Consider the following 16,285-nt stretch of genomic DNA (forward strand, 5'->3'; position numbering starts at 1 on the left):
GGTCTTTCATGCAGCAGGGGCTCTCAATGTTTTATGTCCTGCTCATATCGTCTGTGCCGGCAGTTAGGAACAGCCCTTGCCGATTCGATTGTTGAATATCTCCGTGACTACTTTACAGCTCCAGCGCGTCGGCGACTTCGGCAGCGCAGGCCAGGGCGTCGGCCATGGCGTTCACCACGAGCGAGCTGCCGTTGCGGGCATCACCCGCCACATACACCGGCGCGGCATCCGCGGCGACACCCTCCGCGCGAGCCGCGAGATGCGAGCCCTCAGCAGCCATCACCGGCAGCGGACGACCGGCGGTGGCAACAGGCACGCTCACCGCATCGAACACGCCATGCTCGGGACCCGTAAAGCCGCAGGCGATGAGCACCAGCTGCGCCGGCACCTCGTGCTCGGAGCCCGCGATGCGCTCGGGCTTTCCCGCCGACCAGTCCAGATCGACCACGCGCAGGCCCGCGGCCGCACCCTTCTTGTCCAGCAGCACCTCGAGCGTATCCACGCCCCAGGCACGCATCTCACCACCCATCGCAGCGATAGCCTCCTGCTGGCCGTAGTCGGTCTTCTTCACGTTGGGCCACTGCGGCCAGGGGTTGCTCGCCGCGCGCTTATCGGGCGCAGCCGGCAAGAACTCAAACTGGCGCACGCTGCGCGCGCCCTGACGCACGGCGGTACCCACGCAGTCGTTTCCAGTATCGCCACCGCCAATGACCACGACGTCCAGGCCGCGCGCGTTCACCGCGGGCTTGCCGCCATCGAGCACCGAGACGGTCGAAGCCGTCAGGTAGTCCACGGCATACACCACGCCCGGTGCATCAATGTTCGCAGCCGAAAGCCCACGCGGAGCACGGGCGCCGGCAGCCACCACGACGGCGTCAAAGTCGTCGAGCCTGGCGGTAACCTTGGGATCGCTCACGTCGGCGCCCAGCTCGAACACAATACCCAGCTCGCGCATGAGCGCCACGCGACGCTCGACCACAGACTTCTCGAGCTTCATGTTGGGAATGCCGTACATGAGCAGACCGCCCGCGCGGTCGTCGCGCTCAAACACCGTCACGCGGGCGCCACGACGCGCAAGCTCCCATGCCGCCACCAGACCAGCAGGACCGGAGCCCACCACGGCAACCGTGGGTGCGCCCTCCCCCGCCGGCTCAAAGCGGCGCGGGCCACCGTTTGCCCACTCATGGTCGCTGATCGCACGCTCGTTGTCATGGATCGTAGTGGGCTGGCCGTCGACCGAACCCAGGTTGCACGCGGCCTCGCACAGCGCCGGGCACACGCGGCTCGTGAACTCGGGCATGGGCGAGGTGAGCGACAGGCGCTCGGCAGCCTCATTCCAGCGGCCGCGGTACACCAGCTCGTTCCACTCGGGAATCAAGTTGTGCAGCGGGCAGCCGCTCGGGCGCGCCTTGCCAAAGCTCGCGCCCATCTGGCAAAACGCCACGCCGCACATCATGCAGCGGCTCGCCTGGGCGCGACGTGCGTCGTCATCGAGCTCCACATACAGGGGATCAAAATCATGACTGCGCTCCTCCACGGGGCGAAGCTCGTGGGTCACGCGATCGATATCAAGAAAAGCACCGGGCTTACCCATGGCACTTACGCCTCCTTCTTGGTCGAAGCAACAGAGCTGGCGGCGGCGGGCACAGCACCAGCGACACCACCCGCCACATCGAAGCGAGCGACATCCGCGGCGCTCGCGCGACCGGTCACAATGTCAAACGCCAGCTCCTCGGCCTGCGCATGTGTCTTGCCGGCAGCCTCGCTCGCAGCGACAATCGCCAGCACACGCTCGTACTCGGTCGGAATGACCTTCACAAAGTACTTGCTCATCGTCTCAAAGCTGTAGAGCAGCTTGATGCCGCGCGGGCTCTGCGTCGTGTCCACGTGCTCCTGGATGAGCTCGCGAATCTGCGCCAGCTCGCCGGCCGTCGGGGCCTTGAGCTCGACGCTCTCGTGGTTCACGCGGGCATCGAGCGTGCCGTACTGGTCAAAGACATAGGCCACGCCACCTGTCATGCCGGCAGCGAAGTTCTGCCCGACCTCGCCCAGGATAAGCGCCAGGCCGCCCGTCATGTACTCGCAGCCATGGTTGCCGCAGCCCTCGACCACCACGGTGGCACCGGAGTTGCGTACGCCAAAGCGCTGGCCGGCCAGACCGTTAATGAAGCCGCGGCCGCTCGTAGCGCCAAAGAACGCAACATTGCCCACGATGATGTTTTCGTCGAACTTGTAGGTCGCATGCGGGTTGGGACGCACCAATACCTCGCCGCCCGAAAGGCCCTTGCCAAAGTAGTCGTTGGCGTCGCCGCACACGTTGAGCGTAATGCCGCGCGGCAGGAAGGCGCCAAAGCTCTGACCGGCCGATCCATCGCAATCGATGGTGATGGAGCCGGCGGGCAGGCCCTCGGGATGTGCCTTGGTCACCGCGTTACCCAGGATGGTGCCCACGCAACGGTTGACGTTGGCGATGTCGGCATGGAAGCGAATCGGACGCAGGTGCGCACGGGCATCGGCCGTATAGGGCACGAACAACGTGGAGTCGAGCGTCTTGTCGAGCTCGCTGTCGGCAGCCATCTGCGGCAGGAAGTGGCGACCGTCGGCACCCGGGATATGGGCACCGAACTCGCAGGTCGCGCTCGCCAGCACGGGCGACAGATCGAGCAGGTTGGCCTTACGGTTGCCCGGGACCTCAATCTGGCGCAAGCACTCGGGATGGCCGACCATCTCGTCGACGGTGCGGAAGCCCAGGCTCGCCATGACCTCGCGCAGTTGCTCGGCAACAAAGAGCATAAAGTGCTCAACGTGCTCGGGCTTGCCGCGGAAGCCGCGACGCAGGCGGCAGTTTTGCGTAGCGATGCCGGCGGGGCAGGTATCCTGCTGGCAGTCGCGCTGCATGAGGCAACCCATGGAGATGAGCGGCATGGTCGCAAAGCCAAACTCCTCGGCACCCAGCAGGCAGGCGACGGCGACATCGGTGCCGTCCATGAGCTTGCCGTCGGCCTCGAGCACTACGCGCGAGCGCAGGCCGTTTTGCAGCAGCGTCTGCTGGGCCTCGGCAAGACCGAGCTCCAGCGGCAGACCCGCGTGCCAGATCGAATCGCGAGCAGCGGCACCCGAGCCGCCATTGTGGCCGCTGATCAAGATCTTGTCGGCAGCGCCCTTGGCCACACCGGTGGCGATGGTGCCGACGCCGGCCTCGCTGACCAGCTTGACCGACACGCGCGCGCCGGGGTTGGCGTTCTTAAGATCGAAGATAAGCTCCGCCAGGTCCTCAATGGAGTAGATGTCGTGGTGCGGCGGAGGCGAGATCAGGCCGATGCCGGGCGTGGACTGACGGACCTCGGCAATCCAGGGGTAGACCTTCTTGCCGGGCAGATGGCCGCCCTCGCCGGGCTTGGCGCCCTGGGCCATCTTGATCTGAATCTCGAAGGCGCTGCACAGGTAGCGGCTCGTCACGCCAAAGCGCGCACTTGCCACCTGCTTGATCGCGGAGTTCTTGGAGTCACCGTTAGCCAGCGGGGTCTCGCGACGCGGATCCTCACCGCCCTCGCCCGAGTTGGAACGGCCGTGCAGGCGGTTCATGGCGATGGCCATGCACTCGTGGGCTTCCTTGCTGATGGAGCCGTACGACATGGCGCCGGTGTTAAAGCGGCGGACGATGTTGAGCGCGGGCTCGACCTCGTCGAGTGCCACCGGAGTGCGACCGTTGGCATTAAAGTCGAGCAAGTCGCGCAGGCGAACGGCACGGCCGGTGCGGTGCAGGCGGACGCTGTACTCCTTAAAGGTGTCGTAGCTGTCCTCACGGCAGGCGGTCTGCAGCAAGTAGACAGTCTGCGGATCGATGAGGTGATCCTCGCCGCCGAGCGGGCGCCACTTGGTCAGACCCAGCGTGGGCAGCTGATCGGGAGCCGGGCTCTTAAGGATAGCGAGCGCGGCGTCGTAGCGCTCGTTTTGCTCGCGCTCTACGTCCTCGACGCCCATACCGCCCACACGGCTCACCGTGCCGGCGAAGTACGCGTTGACGAACTCGGGCGTAAAGCCCACGGCCTCGAAGATCTGCGCCGAATGGTAGCTCTGCACCGTGGAGATGCCCATCTTGGACATGATGGAGACGATGCCGGCGGTCGCAGCCTTGTTGTAGTTGGCGATGCCCTGCTCGGCCGTCACATCCAGGTCGCCGCGTGCCGCCAGATCACGGATGCACGCATGCGCGTTGTACGGATAGATGCCGCTCGCGGAGTAGCCCACCAGTGCCGCAAAGTCGTGCGGGGACACGGCGTCGCCGCACTCCACCACGATGTCGGCAAAGGTACGCACGCCGGCGCGGATCAGGTGATTGTGCACACAGCCCACGGCAAGCAGCGACGGCACGGGTACCTCGCCCGCTCCGGCGCGATCGCTCAGCACCACGATGTTCACGCCGTCGCGGACCGCAGCCTCGACGTCCTCTGCAAGCTGCTTAAGCGCAGCCTGCAGCGCGCCCTCGCCGGCATCGCGGCGGTACACGGCACGGAAACGGCGGGTCTTAAAGCCCACGCGGTCGATGGCGCAGATACGGTCGAACTCCTCCTCGTTGAGCAACGGGCGCTCCAAGCGCACCAGCTGGCAGGCCGTGCGGGAGTCCTCGAGCAGGTTGCCGTGGTTGCCCAGGTAGAGCGTGGTCGAGGTGACCATATGCTCACGAAGGGCATCGATCGGCGGGTTCGTGACCTGAGCAAACAGCTGATAGAAATAGTCGTAGAAGGAGCGCGTCTTCTTGGACAGGCAGGCCAGCGGCGCATCGATGCCCATCGAGGCGAGCGGGGCCTTGCCCTGCTGGGCCATAGGGCGCACGACCTCGTCGACGTCATCCCAGTGGTAGCCGAGCTTGGCCATACGCACGGCGGCGGGCACCTCGGCGTCCTCGGCGGGCGTTGCCGCAACGGGCTCATCGAGCGCGTCAACGGTCAGCGTCTCCTCGGCAATCCAATCACGGTAGGGCTTTTCCTTGGCATAGCGGGCGCGCAACTCATCGTTGTAGATGACGCGCCCGCGGGCAAAGTCGACCTCGAGCATCTGGCCCGGCCCCAGACAGCCGCTCGTCAGGATGTTCTCGGGGCTCACCTCGATGGTGCCCACCTCGCTCGCCAGCATAAAGCGACCGTCGCGCGTCACATAGTAGCGGGCGGGACGCAGGCCGTTACGGTCGAGGGCGGCACCCAGCGTGCGACCGTCGGTAAAGGCGATGGCGGCCGGACCATCCCACGGCTCCATGAGCATGGACTGGTAAGCGTCGTAGGCGCGGCGCTCCTCGCTCAGGCTGTCGTTATGGTCCCACGGCTCGGGCAGCAACATGGACGCGGCGCGCGTGAGCGGACGGCCGTTCATGACCAGGAACTCGAGCACATTGTCCAGAATCGCGGAGTCGGAGCCCTCGCGGTTGATGATGGGCATCACACGCTCAAGATCGTGCTGCAGCACGGGGCTGTACAGGTTGGGTTCGCGGGCGCGGATCCAGTTGACGTTGCCCTTGAGGGTGTTGATCTCGCCGTTGTGGATGATAAAGCGGTTGGGGTGCGCGCGCTCCCAGCTGGGCGTGGTGTTGGTGGAGTAGCGCGAGTGGACGAGTGCCACAGCCGTTTTGACGGCGGCGTCGTTGAGGTCGATGAAGAAGCGGCGCATCTGTGTGGCGACGAGCATACCCTTGTACACGATAGTGCGCGAGCTCATGGAGCACACATAGAAGATCTTGTCGCGCAGGGCAAACTCGGCGTCGGCCTTCTTTTCGATGGTGCGGCGGCACACGTACAGACGGCGCTCGAAGGCGTCGCCCGCCGGCGTGTCGTCGGGACGGCCCAGAAAGGCCTGCAAGATGGTAGGCATGCAGGCGCGGGCTGTCTCGCCCAGGTCGTGCGGATCGACCGGCACCTCGCGCCAAAAGAGCAGCGGCACGCCGGCCTCGGCACAGCCCTCCTCAAACACGCGGCGGGCATCCTCTACGCCCTTGTCGTCCTGCGGAAAGAACAGCATGGCCACGCCATAGTCGCCCTCTGCCGGCAGAATCTGGCCGCACTTTTGAGCCTCTTTACGAAAAAAGTGATGCGGAACCTGGAACAGGATGCCAGCGCCATCGCCGGTGTTCTTCTCGAGTCCCGTGCCGCCGCGGTGCTCCAAGTTGACCAGAATGGACAGCGCGTCGTCCAGAATCTGGTGATGGCGCTCACCGTTGATATCGGCAAGCGCGCCGATGCCACATGCATCGTGGTCGAATTCGGGGCGATAAAGGCCCTGCTGCTGAGCGGAATCTGCCTGCATCGCGATCCTCCCCTAGATATTAGTCAGTCAGTTGAATAGGCATACTAGGAGCATCGCCGGCCCGCTGTGTTTCCCGCCCGTTTCGAAACAATCGCGTAACGCACGCCGGCCATCAACGTCTTGCCATCAAACGTGTACGTCAGTCCCCAAGTTCAGCTTGTAAGTTCACCGCTTCAAACATCTCAATCTGTAACAGGAGGAGCCGATTTTGGCCCCTAGATGTTACGGATTGAGATTTTCTGCAGGACGGTTTTGGTTTGTCTCGATCTGTAACACGAAAGGCCGGTTTTGGCGGTCAGCTGTTACAAATCGAGATTTTCCATAGGACCATTTCTTCCTGTCTCGATCTGTAACAGCTAGGCCCAATTTCCATCCCTAGTTGTTACAGATCGAGACATTTCGGCAGCCCCCTTTCACCATCCCATTCAAATACAACAATTTTGTTAGTCTTGGTTAACTTTTTAGCCTAAAACGGGTATCCTTTGCGGCGTCAAGCAAACGGCACGCACACCGTGCCAGATCAAGGAGGCCCCTATGGCGCACCGAGCAGACCGACAGACAATGCAACTTGTCCTTATCCGTCACGGAGAATCCGAGTGGAACAAACTCAACCTGTTCACCGGCTGGACCGACGTAGAACTCACCGACACGGGCCGCGAAGAAGCCGCAGCAGGCGGTCGAGCCCTCAAAGAAGCGGGCTTCGACTTCGACGTCTGCTACACCTCGCGTCTCAAGCGCGCAATTCACACCCTCGACATCGTGCTCGGCCAAATGGATCGCGAGTGGTTGCCCGTCATCAAATCCTGGAAGCTCAACGAGCGCCACTACGGAGCGTTGCAGGGTCTCAACAAGGCCGATGCCGCAGCGGAGCACGGCGACGAGCAGGTGCTCATCTGGCGCCGCTCCTTCGATGTCTGCCCGCCGGCACTCGAACCGGACGACGCGCGCGATCCCCACACCCAGGAGCAATACCGTGATGTCGCGCCCGATCAGCTGCCCTATACCGAGTGCCTCAAGGACACGATCGCCCGCGCCTGGCCTTATTTCGAAGACGAGATCCGCCCCCAGATGCTCGCCGGCAAGCGCGTACTCATCGCCGCACACGGCAACTCCCTGCGCTCACTCGTCATGAAGCTCGAGCACCTCACGCCCGAGGAGATCCTCAAGGTCAACATCCCCACCGGCGTGCCGCTCGTCTACACCTTCGACACCGATTTCAACGTCCTCGACAAGCGCTACATCGGCGACCCGGCGACCATCGCCGCCAAGATCGACGCCGTGGCCAATCAGGGCAAAGCACACAAGTAGCCCCAACCCAAAACCGACGCGTGGCGCCGCACGGCCCAGATGCGACGTCACGCCGCCCATACACAGGAGCGCACCATGCTCAACCATCTCAAACAACACTTTGGCTCCCCGCGCACTGGCGGTCATGGCGGGCTCGACATTGCGCGGCACATCGGCCCCGGACTGCTCGTAACCGTCGGCTTTATCGACCCGGGCAACTGGGCCTCCAACATGGCCGCGGGCTCGCAGTTTGGCTACGCGCTGCTGTGGATCGTCACGCTGTCCACGATTATGCTCATTGTGCTGCAGCACAACGCGGCACACTTGGGTATCGCCACGGGCGCCTGTCTTGCCGAGGCCACGACCCGCTTTCTCCCCCGCATCGTGGGACGCGCGGTGCTCGGCAGCGCCTATCTCGCGACCATCGCCACCGCCATGGCCGAAGTCCTGGGCGGCGCGATTGCCCTTCAAATGCTCTTTGGGCTGCCCGTGCGCGCGGGCTGCGTCATCGTGGCGGCAGTATCGATGGCGATGCTCATGACGAGCTCCTACAAGCGCGCCGAGCGATGGATCATCGCCTTCGTCGGCGTGGTAGGACTCTCGTTTTTGGCCGAGCTTGCGCTGGTCAAGGTCGACTGGCCGCAGGCCGCCGCAAGCTGGATCACGCCCAGTATGCCCACTGGCTCTGCCGCGATTATCGTGAGTGTCCTGGGTGCGGTCGTTATGCCCCACAACCTTTTTCTGCACTCCGAGGTCATCCAATCCATGCACTTCGAAGGCCAAGGCGAGCAAGTTATCGAAGAACGCCTGCGCTACGAGCTCTTCGACACGCTCTTTTCGATGGGCGTGGGCTGGGCAATCAACTCGGCAATGGTCATCCTGGCCGCAACGACCTTCTTTGCGCACGGCATTGTCGTAGACGACCTCGCCGTCGCAGCGGCCACGCTCTCCCCCATTCTGGGCCCGGCAAGCGCGACCATCTTTGCCGTGGCGCTACTGTTTGCGGGCCTCTCGAGCAGCGTGACAGCGGGCATGGCGGCGGGAACCATCACTGCGGGCATGTTCGACGAGGAATACGACATCCACGACCGACATTCCTCGGTCGGGGTGGCGGCCTGTTTCGCCGGAGCAGTGGCGGCGTGCCTGGTCGTTCCAAATCCCTTTGAAGGTCTCATCTGGAGTCAGGCACTGCTGTCGCTTCAGCTGCCGATTACGGTCTTTGTGCTCATACGACTCACCAGTTCACGCCGCGTCATGGGCAAATACGCCAATTCGCGCCCGCTCAACACGCTGCTTGTAGGGATCGGTGCCATCGTGACGATTCTCGATATCGTGTTGTTGACAGGGATGTAATGGGGCGGGGCACTTACCCAGTCAAACGTCTCGATCTGTAACATCTAGACCCGCTTTTAATGTCTAGATGTTACAGATCGAGATCATTCCGAGGGACAGCTCCGTTTGTCTCAATCTGTAACACGTAGACCCCAGTTTCCCTTAGTTAAAGATATGAACCCTATTTATCAGTCTACTTTTCCAATAAATCGGTAGTATATCTCTATTTCCTGTATTCTTTCATTGTCCTCATTCGTTGTTGCTTCGTGAATAAGGATTTTTTCTATCATTGCATTTAATAACGGTGCTGTCAGTTCCTTTGGTACGGAATACTCCTTGATTAACTCAATCCACTTTTCAGCACCTATCATATCCTGTTCCATTTTACTTAATTCTTCTCTTAGGTTGGTTATCTGCTGTTCCAGTTCTATCTGCTCCTTTTGATATTTCCCCGACAGCATGATGAAGTTTCGTTCCGTTATCTTCTCACAGGCTCTATCTTCATACATTTTCGCAAACAAGCGGTCAATCTCATTTTGTCGGTTCTCGGCTTTCTTCAAAGCACTTGCCTTTTTCTTCTTTGCCCGTATTCGCTCTGCATTGCCAGCCTTTTGTATCTTATTCACCACCTTTTCTTCGTCCTGCTGTACTGCCTTAGTCCAATATTGCAATCGTTCCAATACTGCTTGATACAACACATCATAACGGATATAGTGCATAGAACAAGTACCTTTTCCAAACTGTCCGTAGTAACTGCAAGCATAATAACTGTAAGGCGTTTTATTTGCCTTATTTGTCGCAAACCGCATAGACCAGCCACAATCCGCACACTTGACAAGCCCTGCAAATATCGGCGTTGCTTTTTCCTTTGTCTGTCTACGCCTTGATTTTATCTGTTCCTGCACACGATAGAATACTTCTTTGTCAATAATCGGCTCATGCGTGTTTTCTACTCGAAACCATTCACTTTCGGGTTTTCGTACTTTCTTCTTGCTTTTGAAAGAAATAGTTGACTGTCGATTATGAACGCTGTTGCCGATATAGACTTCACTTTTTAAAATTGCCTTAACATGAGCAATCGTCCATTCATAACGCTTGCTGTCGGGCTTTCCCTCAAAGATATGTGCAAAAGTACCATACCTTGTAAAATTCAGCCAAGACGCTGTCGGAACTTTTTCTTCTCGCAGTACATAACCATTACAGAAGAACTCCACAAAACAATTTCACTTTTTGAAAAATAGTCCTTAAACTCTTTCATAATAACCTCCAAAAAAATAAGCATCCGAATATACATCTTCAAAGACCTAACGATGTACAGTCGAATGCTTTACGCATCTACTACCCGGTGGCAGTGCTTATTCTTTATCAACTTTTTTCATTTTAACCAGGTCAATTGCTTCTTTACCAGTCAGGTGTTCAATTGTCATTTCAATGATTGCCATGTTTCTGATAGAAGAATCAATTTCTTTAGGAATTCCATCTTTGTAATCTGCTGAATATTTCATAAAAAGCAAGGTTGCAATACGACGCATTTCATTCATATCTTCTACAAGATGTACTTTACCGAACGCAATGACGCTTCTGAAATATGTAGTATATTTCTCCGGCACAATATGATCTTGATCAATTACGCAAAAAGATGCTTTTTCATGTTTAATAATTGCATCAATTTTGTGTCCGCTTTTAGCAGAATGGAAATACAGTTTTCCATCTATATAAACATAGCTTATAGGAACGGCGTATGGATAATCATTATCTCCGATTAACGCTAAAGTTCCGCTTGTATTTCTGTTCAAAATTTCTATAGCGGTTTCTTATGGCAATAACTGCTTAAATCTTCTCATTTCTCTAAACATGGTTCTTCTCCTTTTAATGTTATAAAAGAAAAAGCATTTGAATGCACATCTTCAAAGACCTAACGATGTACAAACAAATGCTTTACGCATTCACTACCCGTTGGCAGTTTTTATTCTATATTAACATTATCTATCATAATAAATAACACCTCAAAAAACAATAGAAAATTCCTTTTTTGTCTTCATCTGCATTATATCATATTGTTATAAGCATTGCCATTTCTTTTCTGCTTTTGAAAAGTTACTTATCAGCCTATGTTTTGTAAAGGGTGATATTCAGCATTTCTCACGCAACAAGCCCTTGACAAACCATAGACTAATAAGTTTTAAGGTAATCAAGCAGAAATGAAATAGTCTGCTGTTTCACGGCAACAAAAAAGAGATACCAACACACTTATGTAGTATCTCTTAGTCTAGTAGCAATATTCTTTTGTTTGCAAGCAGGTAAACATGGGCTGTTTCTTAATATCTTTTTGTTTGGGAAACACCGTTTTCACTGCTAGATGTTACAGATTGAGACAAACGGTCGGCCGGACTCACAACAGACAGGATCGGTCAACAGCAACCGTGATCCCTTGGCGACGGAGGAAAAGGGCCCCGGCCGAGAATTCGACCGGGGCCCTTGGACAGAGCTATGTTCGGCTTTCGCCGTGTGTCTGCGAGCTACTCCTCGACGAGCTCAAACTGATCGGGACCGACGCCGCACACCGGACACACATAATCCTCGGGCAGCTCGGGCGTATCGACCTCAACCTCGTAACCGCAAACGACGCACACGAACTTATACGTCTTCTTCTCCTCAGCCATGATGTTCTCCTCTCGAACGTGACTGGTGATGTACTTCGCTTATTAGTATATGTTCTCAATAATATAATGCAAGTGTTTTTAAAACATTTCTAGCCTTGATACGAGGACGCCTTCGGAGGCGTCTTGCCCTTCAGGACCTTATGGTAGTAGTCGTAGGTCAACGGCGTCTCGTCGCTCAGGCGCTCGGCGTCCTCGACCTCGCCGATAAACAGCAGATGCGTGCCCACATCCACAGTGTCGATCAAACGGCAGCTAAACAGGGCCGCCGCGTGCTCGGGCACATAGGGCATGCCCAGAGCCGTCTCGCGGGTCTCGTATTTGGCAAACTTGTCATAATCGCTGCTGGTGCGGAACCCATAGTTACCGATGTAGAGCATGTCGGCGGTCTGATCGATCACGGTCAGCGCGAACGCTTTGGCAGATGCGATAACGCCCGAGGTGACGTTGTCCTTGTTCACGGCAACCGAAATGCGCGGCGGTGCGGACGTCACCTGCACCGCCGTGTTGATGACGCAGCCGGCGCGCAGCCCGTCTGCCGCGGCGCTCACCACGTACAGACCGCTCGGCATGGTAAAGAACGCAGTTTTGTCCATAACGATCACTCCCCTAACCCGGATTGGAACCTCATGGATGTATGTACCCACAAAAAAGGCGACGCCCATAACGGACGCCGCCTTTGAGATATATGTGTCAAAACAGCAAGCAAGATGAGACGCCCGCAGTTGCGGTGAAATAGGGACTGAATAGCCCCTCAAACAGGCAAAACAGTCCGTATTCCACCGCAACTTATACAGAGTGCCTAGCGATTACGCTCCTTTAGCGCGCGGTCAATCTCGCGCTGGACATCGCGCTTGGCCATATCCTCGCGCTTGTCGTAAAGTTTCTTGCCGCGGCCTAGGCCCAGCAGCAGCTTTACGCGGCCGTCGGTATTAAAGTAGAGCTCCAACGGTACCAGCGCATAACCACGGTTGCGAAGTTTGCCGTCGAGAAAGTCAATCTCCTTGCGGTGCAGCAGCAAACGACGGCGGCGATCAGGGTCGCGATTCCACACGCCGCCATGGCTATAAGGGTGAATATGCAGGCCCACGAGCCAGCACTCGCCGCCACGAATCAGTGCAAAGGTGTCGGTGATCTGGCACGCGCGCTCGCGAATCGACTTGACCTCGGTGCCACTCAGCTCAATGCCGCACTCAAACGTCTCATCGATAAAGTACTCGTGGTGTGCCGAGCGATTCTTGGAGATGAGCTTGCGCTCGCGCTTACTGGGCATCGCCGACCTCCTTGGCGCCATCGGCGTTTGATCCCGCGGCGTCGCGCTTTGCCTTGCGCTCAGCATTGAGCTCGGCATCGCTCTCGCGCACCAGTTTGATAATCGCCGCGCAGGCCTCCTCGCCCACCAAATCGCGAGCACGCACCGTCAGGCGCGTCGCCTCCTGCTTGTCGCCGTCGCTTGCAGCATCGGTCGCACACATGATCAGGCAAATGGCAATCTCAGCCGAAGGCGAGGTCGGCACGCCTTGCAGACTCAGCTCGCCCATCACGTGCTCATCGCTCTCCTCGGCGGCATCGGGGTAGGCAGTATGAATCTTGTTGAGCAGACGCGTCGTATGCGCATCGCCAGGCGTCAGACGCAACGCCAGGCGCGCACAACCCACGGCGGCCGAGACATTCTCGGTCTCGGGCTCAAGGAAATACTGGCCTAAGTTGGCATAGGCGCGGGCGGCACACTTGCCGTCGCTCGCACGCTCTAGCACCGAGAACGAAAGCGATGCCCATTCCTGCTTGTCCTCGAGCGCGCGGAACAGCTCGGCCAAGTCCAAGCGATAGTTGCAGTTCATGGGATCCCAACGCACAGCCTGCATCAGGGCATTACGAGCGCTCACATAATCCTGCTGGCGAATGTAGGCAAACGCCATGTCGGAGTACAGACGGTCAAAGGGCACCTCGACCTGCACGAGCTCGCGCGGATCCTTCTCCACGCGGCGATAGGCCAGACGCTCAAACTTGCTATCGAAGCTAAAGTATTGGCGCTTCTCCTCCGTCTTGCACTCGGCGTCGATATACTCCTCGGCAAGCTCCACCAGGCGCTCCAACAGCGGCGTCGCCGTGGCCAGGTCGCCCTGCGCCAGGTAGTTCTCGGCATACGTGATGTCTTGCAAGCTGATGGGCAGATCCATGGCTACTCCTCGATCTGAGCGAAACACGGCAGGCGCCGTATATACGGTCGATACACAAAACCCGGGTCTCTTGCGAGGCCCGGGCATTCATTTGTGGGTAGCCCGTACCAGATTCGAACTGGTGATCTCCGCCTTGAGAGGGCGGCGTCCTAAACCGCTAGACGAACGGGCCATATGTAGCAAATGCAATGGCTGGGATGGAGGGAGTCGAACCCCCATTGACGGAACCAGAATCCGCTGTCCTGCCATTAGACGACATCCCAATGACTGCATCGCTGCGCTCGGCTGTGCCTTTGCGCAAGAAAGAAATATACGGGAAGTCCCGCCGTGACGCAAGCCCTAATTTTGACTTTTTTGAAATTCAGTCAAATACGGCCGACACGTGAAGGACCTGTGAAGCACCAGCGACACGTACGGCGCCAAAGCCCGTAAAACATCCCACATCTACCGCTGGTAGATTACAACAATGCAGCACTCACGGCTGATGGCACAATCAAACCGTCATCATTACACGGATATCGAGGCGCCATGGACGAAGAGCTTGATTACCTATGGGAGACCCTGGGCCTCGAGATCACTGCTGACCTTTGGCCCGAACGGGACAAAATCCATCCCACCCTGCGCCCCGCCATCACGGTGGTGCAGGCAAAATACCGCCGTGCATCCTTTTTGATCATGCGGATGTCATGGCACGCGGGACTCCCCGACCTTAAGCGAATCCAGGCAAGCCTCGTCGAGCTGTCCGGTATGCCGACTGTCATATCCGAGGCGCACCTGGAGCTGCGCCAACGCGAGCGACTGCAACAGCAGCGGATTCCCTTTATCTGCCCCGGTGTTCAGGCATATCTGCCCTTTATGGACGAGGAGTACTGGAGCGGCAAGCCCAACAAGCACGTAAAGGTCTACGGTCCGCACGAATGGGCACAGCTCAAGGATTGAGCCGAGCGAGCCCTCCGATGGAAAACACGTCCCACCCCGAGCGCTCAAAACGGGTCGCACTTTCCGCAGCCGCTACAGCAGTGCCTCGGTCCAAGCTGCTTCCCTAAAGCCGGGAATCGCAAAGTCGTCGCCCACCAACAGCGGACGCTTAACCAGCATGCCGTCGGTCGCCAGCAGCTCGTAGCACTCCCGATCCGTCATGCCCGCATCTAGACGCGCCTTCAGGCCCAGCTCTCGATATTTCATGCCCGACGAATTAAAGAAGCGCCGCACCGGCAGTCCCGAACGAGCAATCCAGGTCGCAAGCTCATCAGCCGTGGGATTGTCCAAAACGATATCGCGGTCGATATACTCTACCCCGTGTTCGTCCAGCCATGCCTTGGCCTTCTTACAGGTCGAGCACTTGGGATATTCAACAAACAGTACGGTCATGGGAATCCTCCGAATATAGATCGGCCAACGCAGGCACACGCCACACGAGGCGCCTTCGTATGATGGGCCAATTGTAGCCCACGGGTCACACGCTAAACGAACCGTACCCCGAATCCGCGTTTGATGAACGGCAGCAGCTCCATTGCCTCGGGCGTGATATGGCCCGCAACGTTCATGCGCTCGTCACCGGGAAGATCGACCCGCGCAATCTCAAGCTCGCCTTCGTAGCGCCCATATCCGCTATTGCTCACAGCGATCGACCCCGCCTTTCGCGGCAGGCCGGCACCGGCATCCATCGGCACGGAATCCGGCTTAAGCGTCGTACGCGACTCCTGAGACCTAAAGATGAGGGTGCTCGAATCGGGTCGGTCGTGATGAATCTGCCCGCGCACATAGGCATAACCGGGCTCAAGCTCGCATTGCAGGTCCACGTATCCGGCGGAAACTTGAGCAAACTGCGCCCAGCCCGCATCGGAAAGATCGGGGTCGCCGACCAACACAATGTCGCAATCGGCGCCATGTGCAAGCTCAAGCATATTGAGAGCAACCTTTGACGCGCGACCGCGCTGCGCCTCGACCGTCGGCAGTCCCTCGAATACCGGCCCGCGAACGTTGGCATCACCCGGCACAAAAGCCATGATTTCGAATCCAAGCGCCGCAAGACGAAGATTCACCCGAGCAATGTCCTCCAGAGCTAAACCGGTATAAGGCTTGGGGTAAAAATTGTGGCAGGCGGCAAAACGAGTCACATCGGCACCGGCCTCACGCCACGATGCGATTTCATCAGAACTCACCGTCGATGCATTGACCACTATGCGAAATACACCGGACAGCTCCGCGACCCGCTGGGCGCTAAAGCCATAGTCCAAACGAAGGTATTCCAACCCCAGATCGCGCAGGTCCTCGATGCGCTCAAGCCCGAGCAAATCGCACGTGCGAGGCCCCACATCGGCAATGAGCGCAATGCCGCGGGCGGAGAGCAGCGACAGCACATGACGGACCTTATCGGCATACGCCGCTCCCCCATCCTCGGGAATATGCAGTGAGGTGAACGCGTAGCGCGCACCCGCCGCGGCACCACGCTCAATCGTCCGCTCAATATCCTGCAAAGGGCTGGAAAGATAAATCGAAATACCCGTTTTCACGCTTCAACACTCC

The 16,285-nt window shown here is 58.2% G+C and carries 12 protein-coding genes, 2 tRNA genes and 1 pseudogene; 3 read left to right on the forward strand and 12 right to left on the reverse strand.

Annotation, left to right across the window (positions count from 1 at the left end):
- Positions 1-112 precede the first annotated feature (112 nt).
- On the reverse strand, positions 113-1,594 hold the full coding sequence (locus DXB53_RS01175; RefSeq protein WP_117583010.1) for a glutamate synthase subunit beta: 1,482 nt from the start codon (positions 1,592-1,594) through the stop codon (positions 113-115).
- A gap of 5 nt (positions 1,595-1,599) precedes the next feature.
- The gene (gene gltB / locus DXB53_RS01180; protein ID WP_117583011.1) at positions 1,600-6,297 is read right to left on the reverse strand and encodes a glutamate synthase large subunit; all 4,698 of its coding nucleotides are present in this window, start codon (positions 6,295-6,297) and stop codon (positions 1,600-1,602) included.
- A 561-nt stretch (positions 6,298-6,858) separates the two neighbouring features.
- On the opposite strand from gltB, the gene gpmA reads away from it, so the two are divergent.
- Together gpmA and DXB53_RS01190 are read left to right on the forward strand one after the other, a co-directional pair.
- A complete protein-coding gene (gene gpmA, locus DXB53_RS01185) occupies positions 6,859-7,605 on the forward strand; it encodes a 2,3-diphosphoglycerate-dependent phosphoglycerate mutase (protein ID WP_192934668.1) in 747 nt (248 codons plus the stop codon).
- Positions 7,606-7,680: 75 nt separating this feature from the next.
- On the forward strand, positions 7,681-8,937 hold the full coding sequence (locus DXB53_RS01190) for an Nramp family divalent metal transporter (protein WP_089572217.1): 1,257 nt from the start codon (positions 7,681-7,683) through the stop codon (positions 8,935-8,937).
- Between the two features lie 167 nt (positions 8,938-9,104).
- On the opposite strand, the pseudogene DXB53_RS01195 reads toward DXB53_RS01190, so the two are convergent.
- The 8 genes and pseudogenes from DXB53_RS01195 to DXB53_RS01230 form a co-directional block, all read right to left on the reverse strand.
- Positions 9,105-10,106 (reverse strand): annotated as a pseudogene (locus DXB53_RS01195) (DUF4368 domain-containing protein); the annotation flags it as partial.
- A gap of 165 nt (positions 10,107-10,271) precedes the next feature.
- Entirely contained in the window at positions 10,272-10,721 is a 450-nt protein-coding gene (locus DXB53_RS01200; RefSeq protein WP_369831531.1) for a pyridoxamine 5'-phosphate oxidase family protein, read from the reverse strand.
- Between the two features lie 714 nt (positions 10,722-11,435).
- Positions 11,436-11,579, reverse strand: a complete 144-nt coding sequence (locus tag DXB53_RS01205) for a rubredoxin-like domain-containing protein (RefSeq protein WP_055251878.1) — start codon at positions 11,577-11,579, stop codon at positions 11,436-11,438.
- A gap of 89 nt (positions 11,580-11,668) precedes the next feature.
- Positions 11,669-12,172: a flavin reductase family protein gene (locus DXB53_RS01210; RefSeq protein ID WP_117583013.1), complete on the reverse strand. Its 504-nt coding sequence runs from the start codon at positions 12,170-12,172 to the stop codon at positions 11,669-11,671.
- A gap of 206 nt (positions 12,173-12,378) precedes the next feature.
- Complete coding sequence (gene smpB, locus DXB53_RS01215) at positions 12,379-12,849, reverse strand: SsrA-binding protein SmpB (protein ID WP_006235325.1); 471 nt, start codon at positions 12,847-12,849, stop codon at positions 12,379-12,381.
- Positions 12,839-13,756: a lipopolysaccharide assembly protein LapB gene (locus DXB53_RS01220; RefSeq protein ID WP_117583014.1), complete on the reverse strand. Its 918-nt coding sequence runs from the start codon at positions 13,754-13,756 to the stop codon at positions 12,839-12,841. The genes smpB and DXB53_RS01220 overlap by 11 nt, the downstream gene beginning before the upstream one ends.
- A 98-nt stretch (positions 13,757-13,854) precedes the next feature.
- Positions 13,855-13,928: transfer RNA gene (locus DXB53_RS01225), tRNA-Glu, on the reverse strand.
- 17 nt (positions 13,929-13,945) lie between these two features.
- Positions 13,946-14,019: transfer RNA gene (locus DXB53_RS01230), tRNA-Gln, on the reverse strand.
- A gap of 265 nt (positions 14,020-14,284) precedes the next feature.
- Here DXB53_RS01230 and DXB53_RS01235 point away from each other — a divergent pair.
- The gene (locus DXB53_RS01235) at positions 14,285-14,695 is read left to right on the forward strand and encodes a hypothetical protein (protein WP_117583015.1); all 411 of its coding nucleotides are present in this window, start codon (positions 14,285-14,287) and stop codon (positions 14,693-14,695) included.
- A gap of 72 nt (positions 14,696-14,767) precedes the next feature.
- Here DXB53_RS01235 and DXB53_RS01240 read toward each other — a convergent pair whose 3' ends face one another.
- Together DXB53_RS01240 and DXB53_RS01245 are read right to left on the reverse strand one after the other, a co-directional pair.
- Positions 14,768-15,127, reverse strand: coding sequence for an arsenate reductase family protein (locus DXB53_RS01240; RefSeq protein ID WP_117583016.1), 360 nt, complete (start codon positions 15,125-15,127; stop codon positions 14,768-14,770).
- A gap of 92 nt (positions 15,128-15,219) precedes the next feature.
- Positions 15,220-16,272 (reverse strand): MupG family TIM beta-alpha barrel fold protein, encoded by a 1,053-nt coding sequence (locus DXB53_RS01245; RefSeq protein ID WP_117583017.1) that lies wholly within the window; start codon positions 16,270-16,272, stop codon positions 15,220-15,222.
- Between the last annotated feature and the right edge of the window lie 13 nt (positions 16,273-16,285).

The sequence above is a fragment of the Collinsella sp. OM04-5 genome, assembly GCF_003439125.1.
Classification (GTDB): domain Bacteria; phylum Actinomycetota; class Coriobacteriia; order Coriobacteriales; family Coriobacteriaceae; genus Collinsella.

Excerpts from the sequence above, each read along its gene's own strand:
- DXB53_RS01175 (WP_117583010.1), bottom strand. The coding sequence starts at position 1,594 with ATGGGTAAGCCCGGTGCTTTTCTTGATATCGATCGCGTGACCCACGAG.
- gltB (WP_117583011.1), bottom strand. The coding sequence starts at position 6,297 with ATGCAGGCAGATTCCGCTCAGCAGCAGGGCCTTTATCGCCCCGAATTC.
- gpmA (WP_192934668.1), top strand. The coding sequence starts at position 6,859 with ATGCAACTTGTCCTTATCCGTCACGGAGAATCCGAGTGGAACAAACTC.
- DXB53_RS01190 (WP_089572217.1), top strand. The coding sequence starts at position 7,681 with ATGCTCAACCATCTCAAACAACACTTTGGCTCCCCGCGCACTGGCGGT.
- DXB53_RS01205 (WP_055251878.1), bottom strand. The coding sequence starts at position 11,579 with ATGGCTGAGGAGAAGAAGACGTATAAGTTCGTGTGCGTCGTTTGCGGT.
- DXB53_RS01210 (WP_117583013.1), bottom strand. The coding sequence starts at position 12,172 with ATGGACAAAACTGCGTTCTTTACCATGCCGAGCGGTCTGTACGTGGTG.
- smpB (WP_006235325.1), bottom strand. The coding sequence starts at position 12,849 with ATGCCCAGTAAGCGCGAGCGCAAGCTCATCTCCAAGAATCGCTCGGCA.
- DXB53_RS01220 (WP_117583014.1), bottom strand. The coding sequence starts at position 13,756 with ATGGATCTGCCCATCAGCTTGCAAGACATCACGTATGCCGAGAACTAC.
- DXB53_RS01235 (WP_117583015.1), top strand. The coding sequence starts at position 14,285 with ATGGACGAAGAGCTTGATTACCTATGGGAGACCCTGGGCCTCGAGATC.
- DXB53_RS01240 (WP_117583016.1), bottom strand. The coding sequence starts at position 15,127 with ATGACCGTACTGTTTGTTGAATATCCCAAGTGCTCGACCTGTAAGAAG.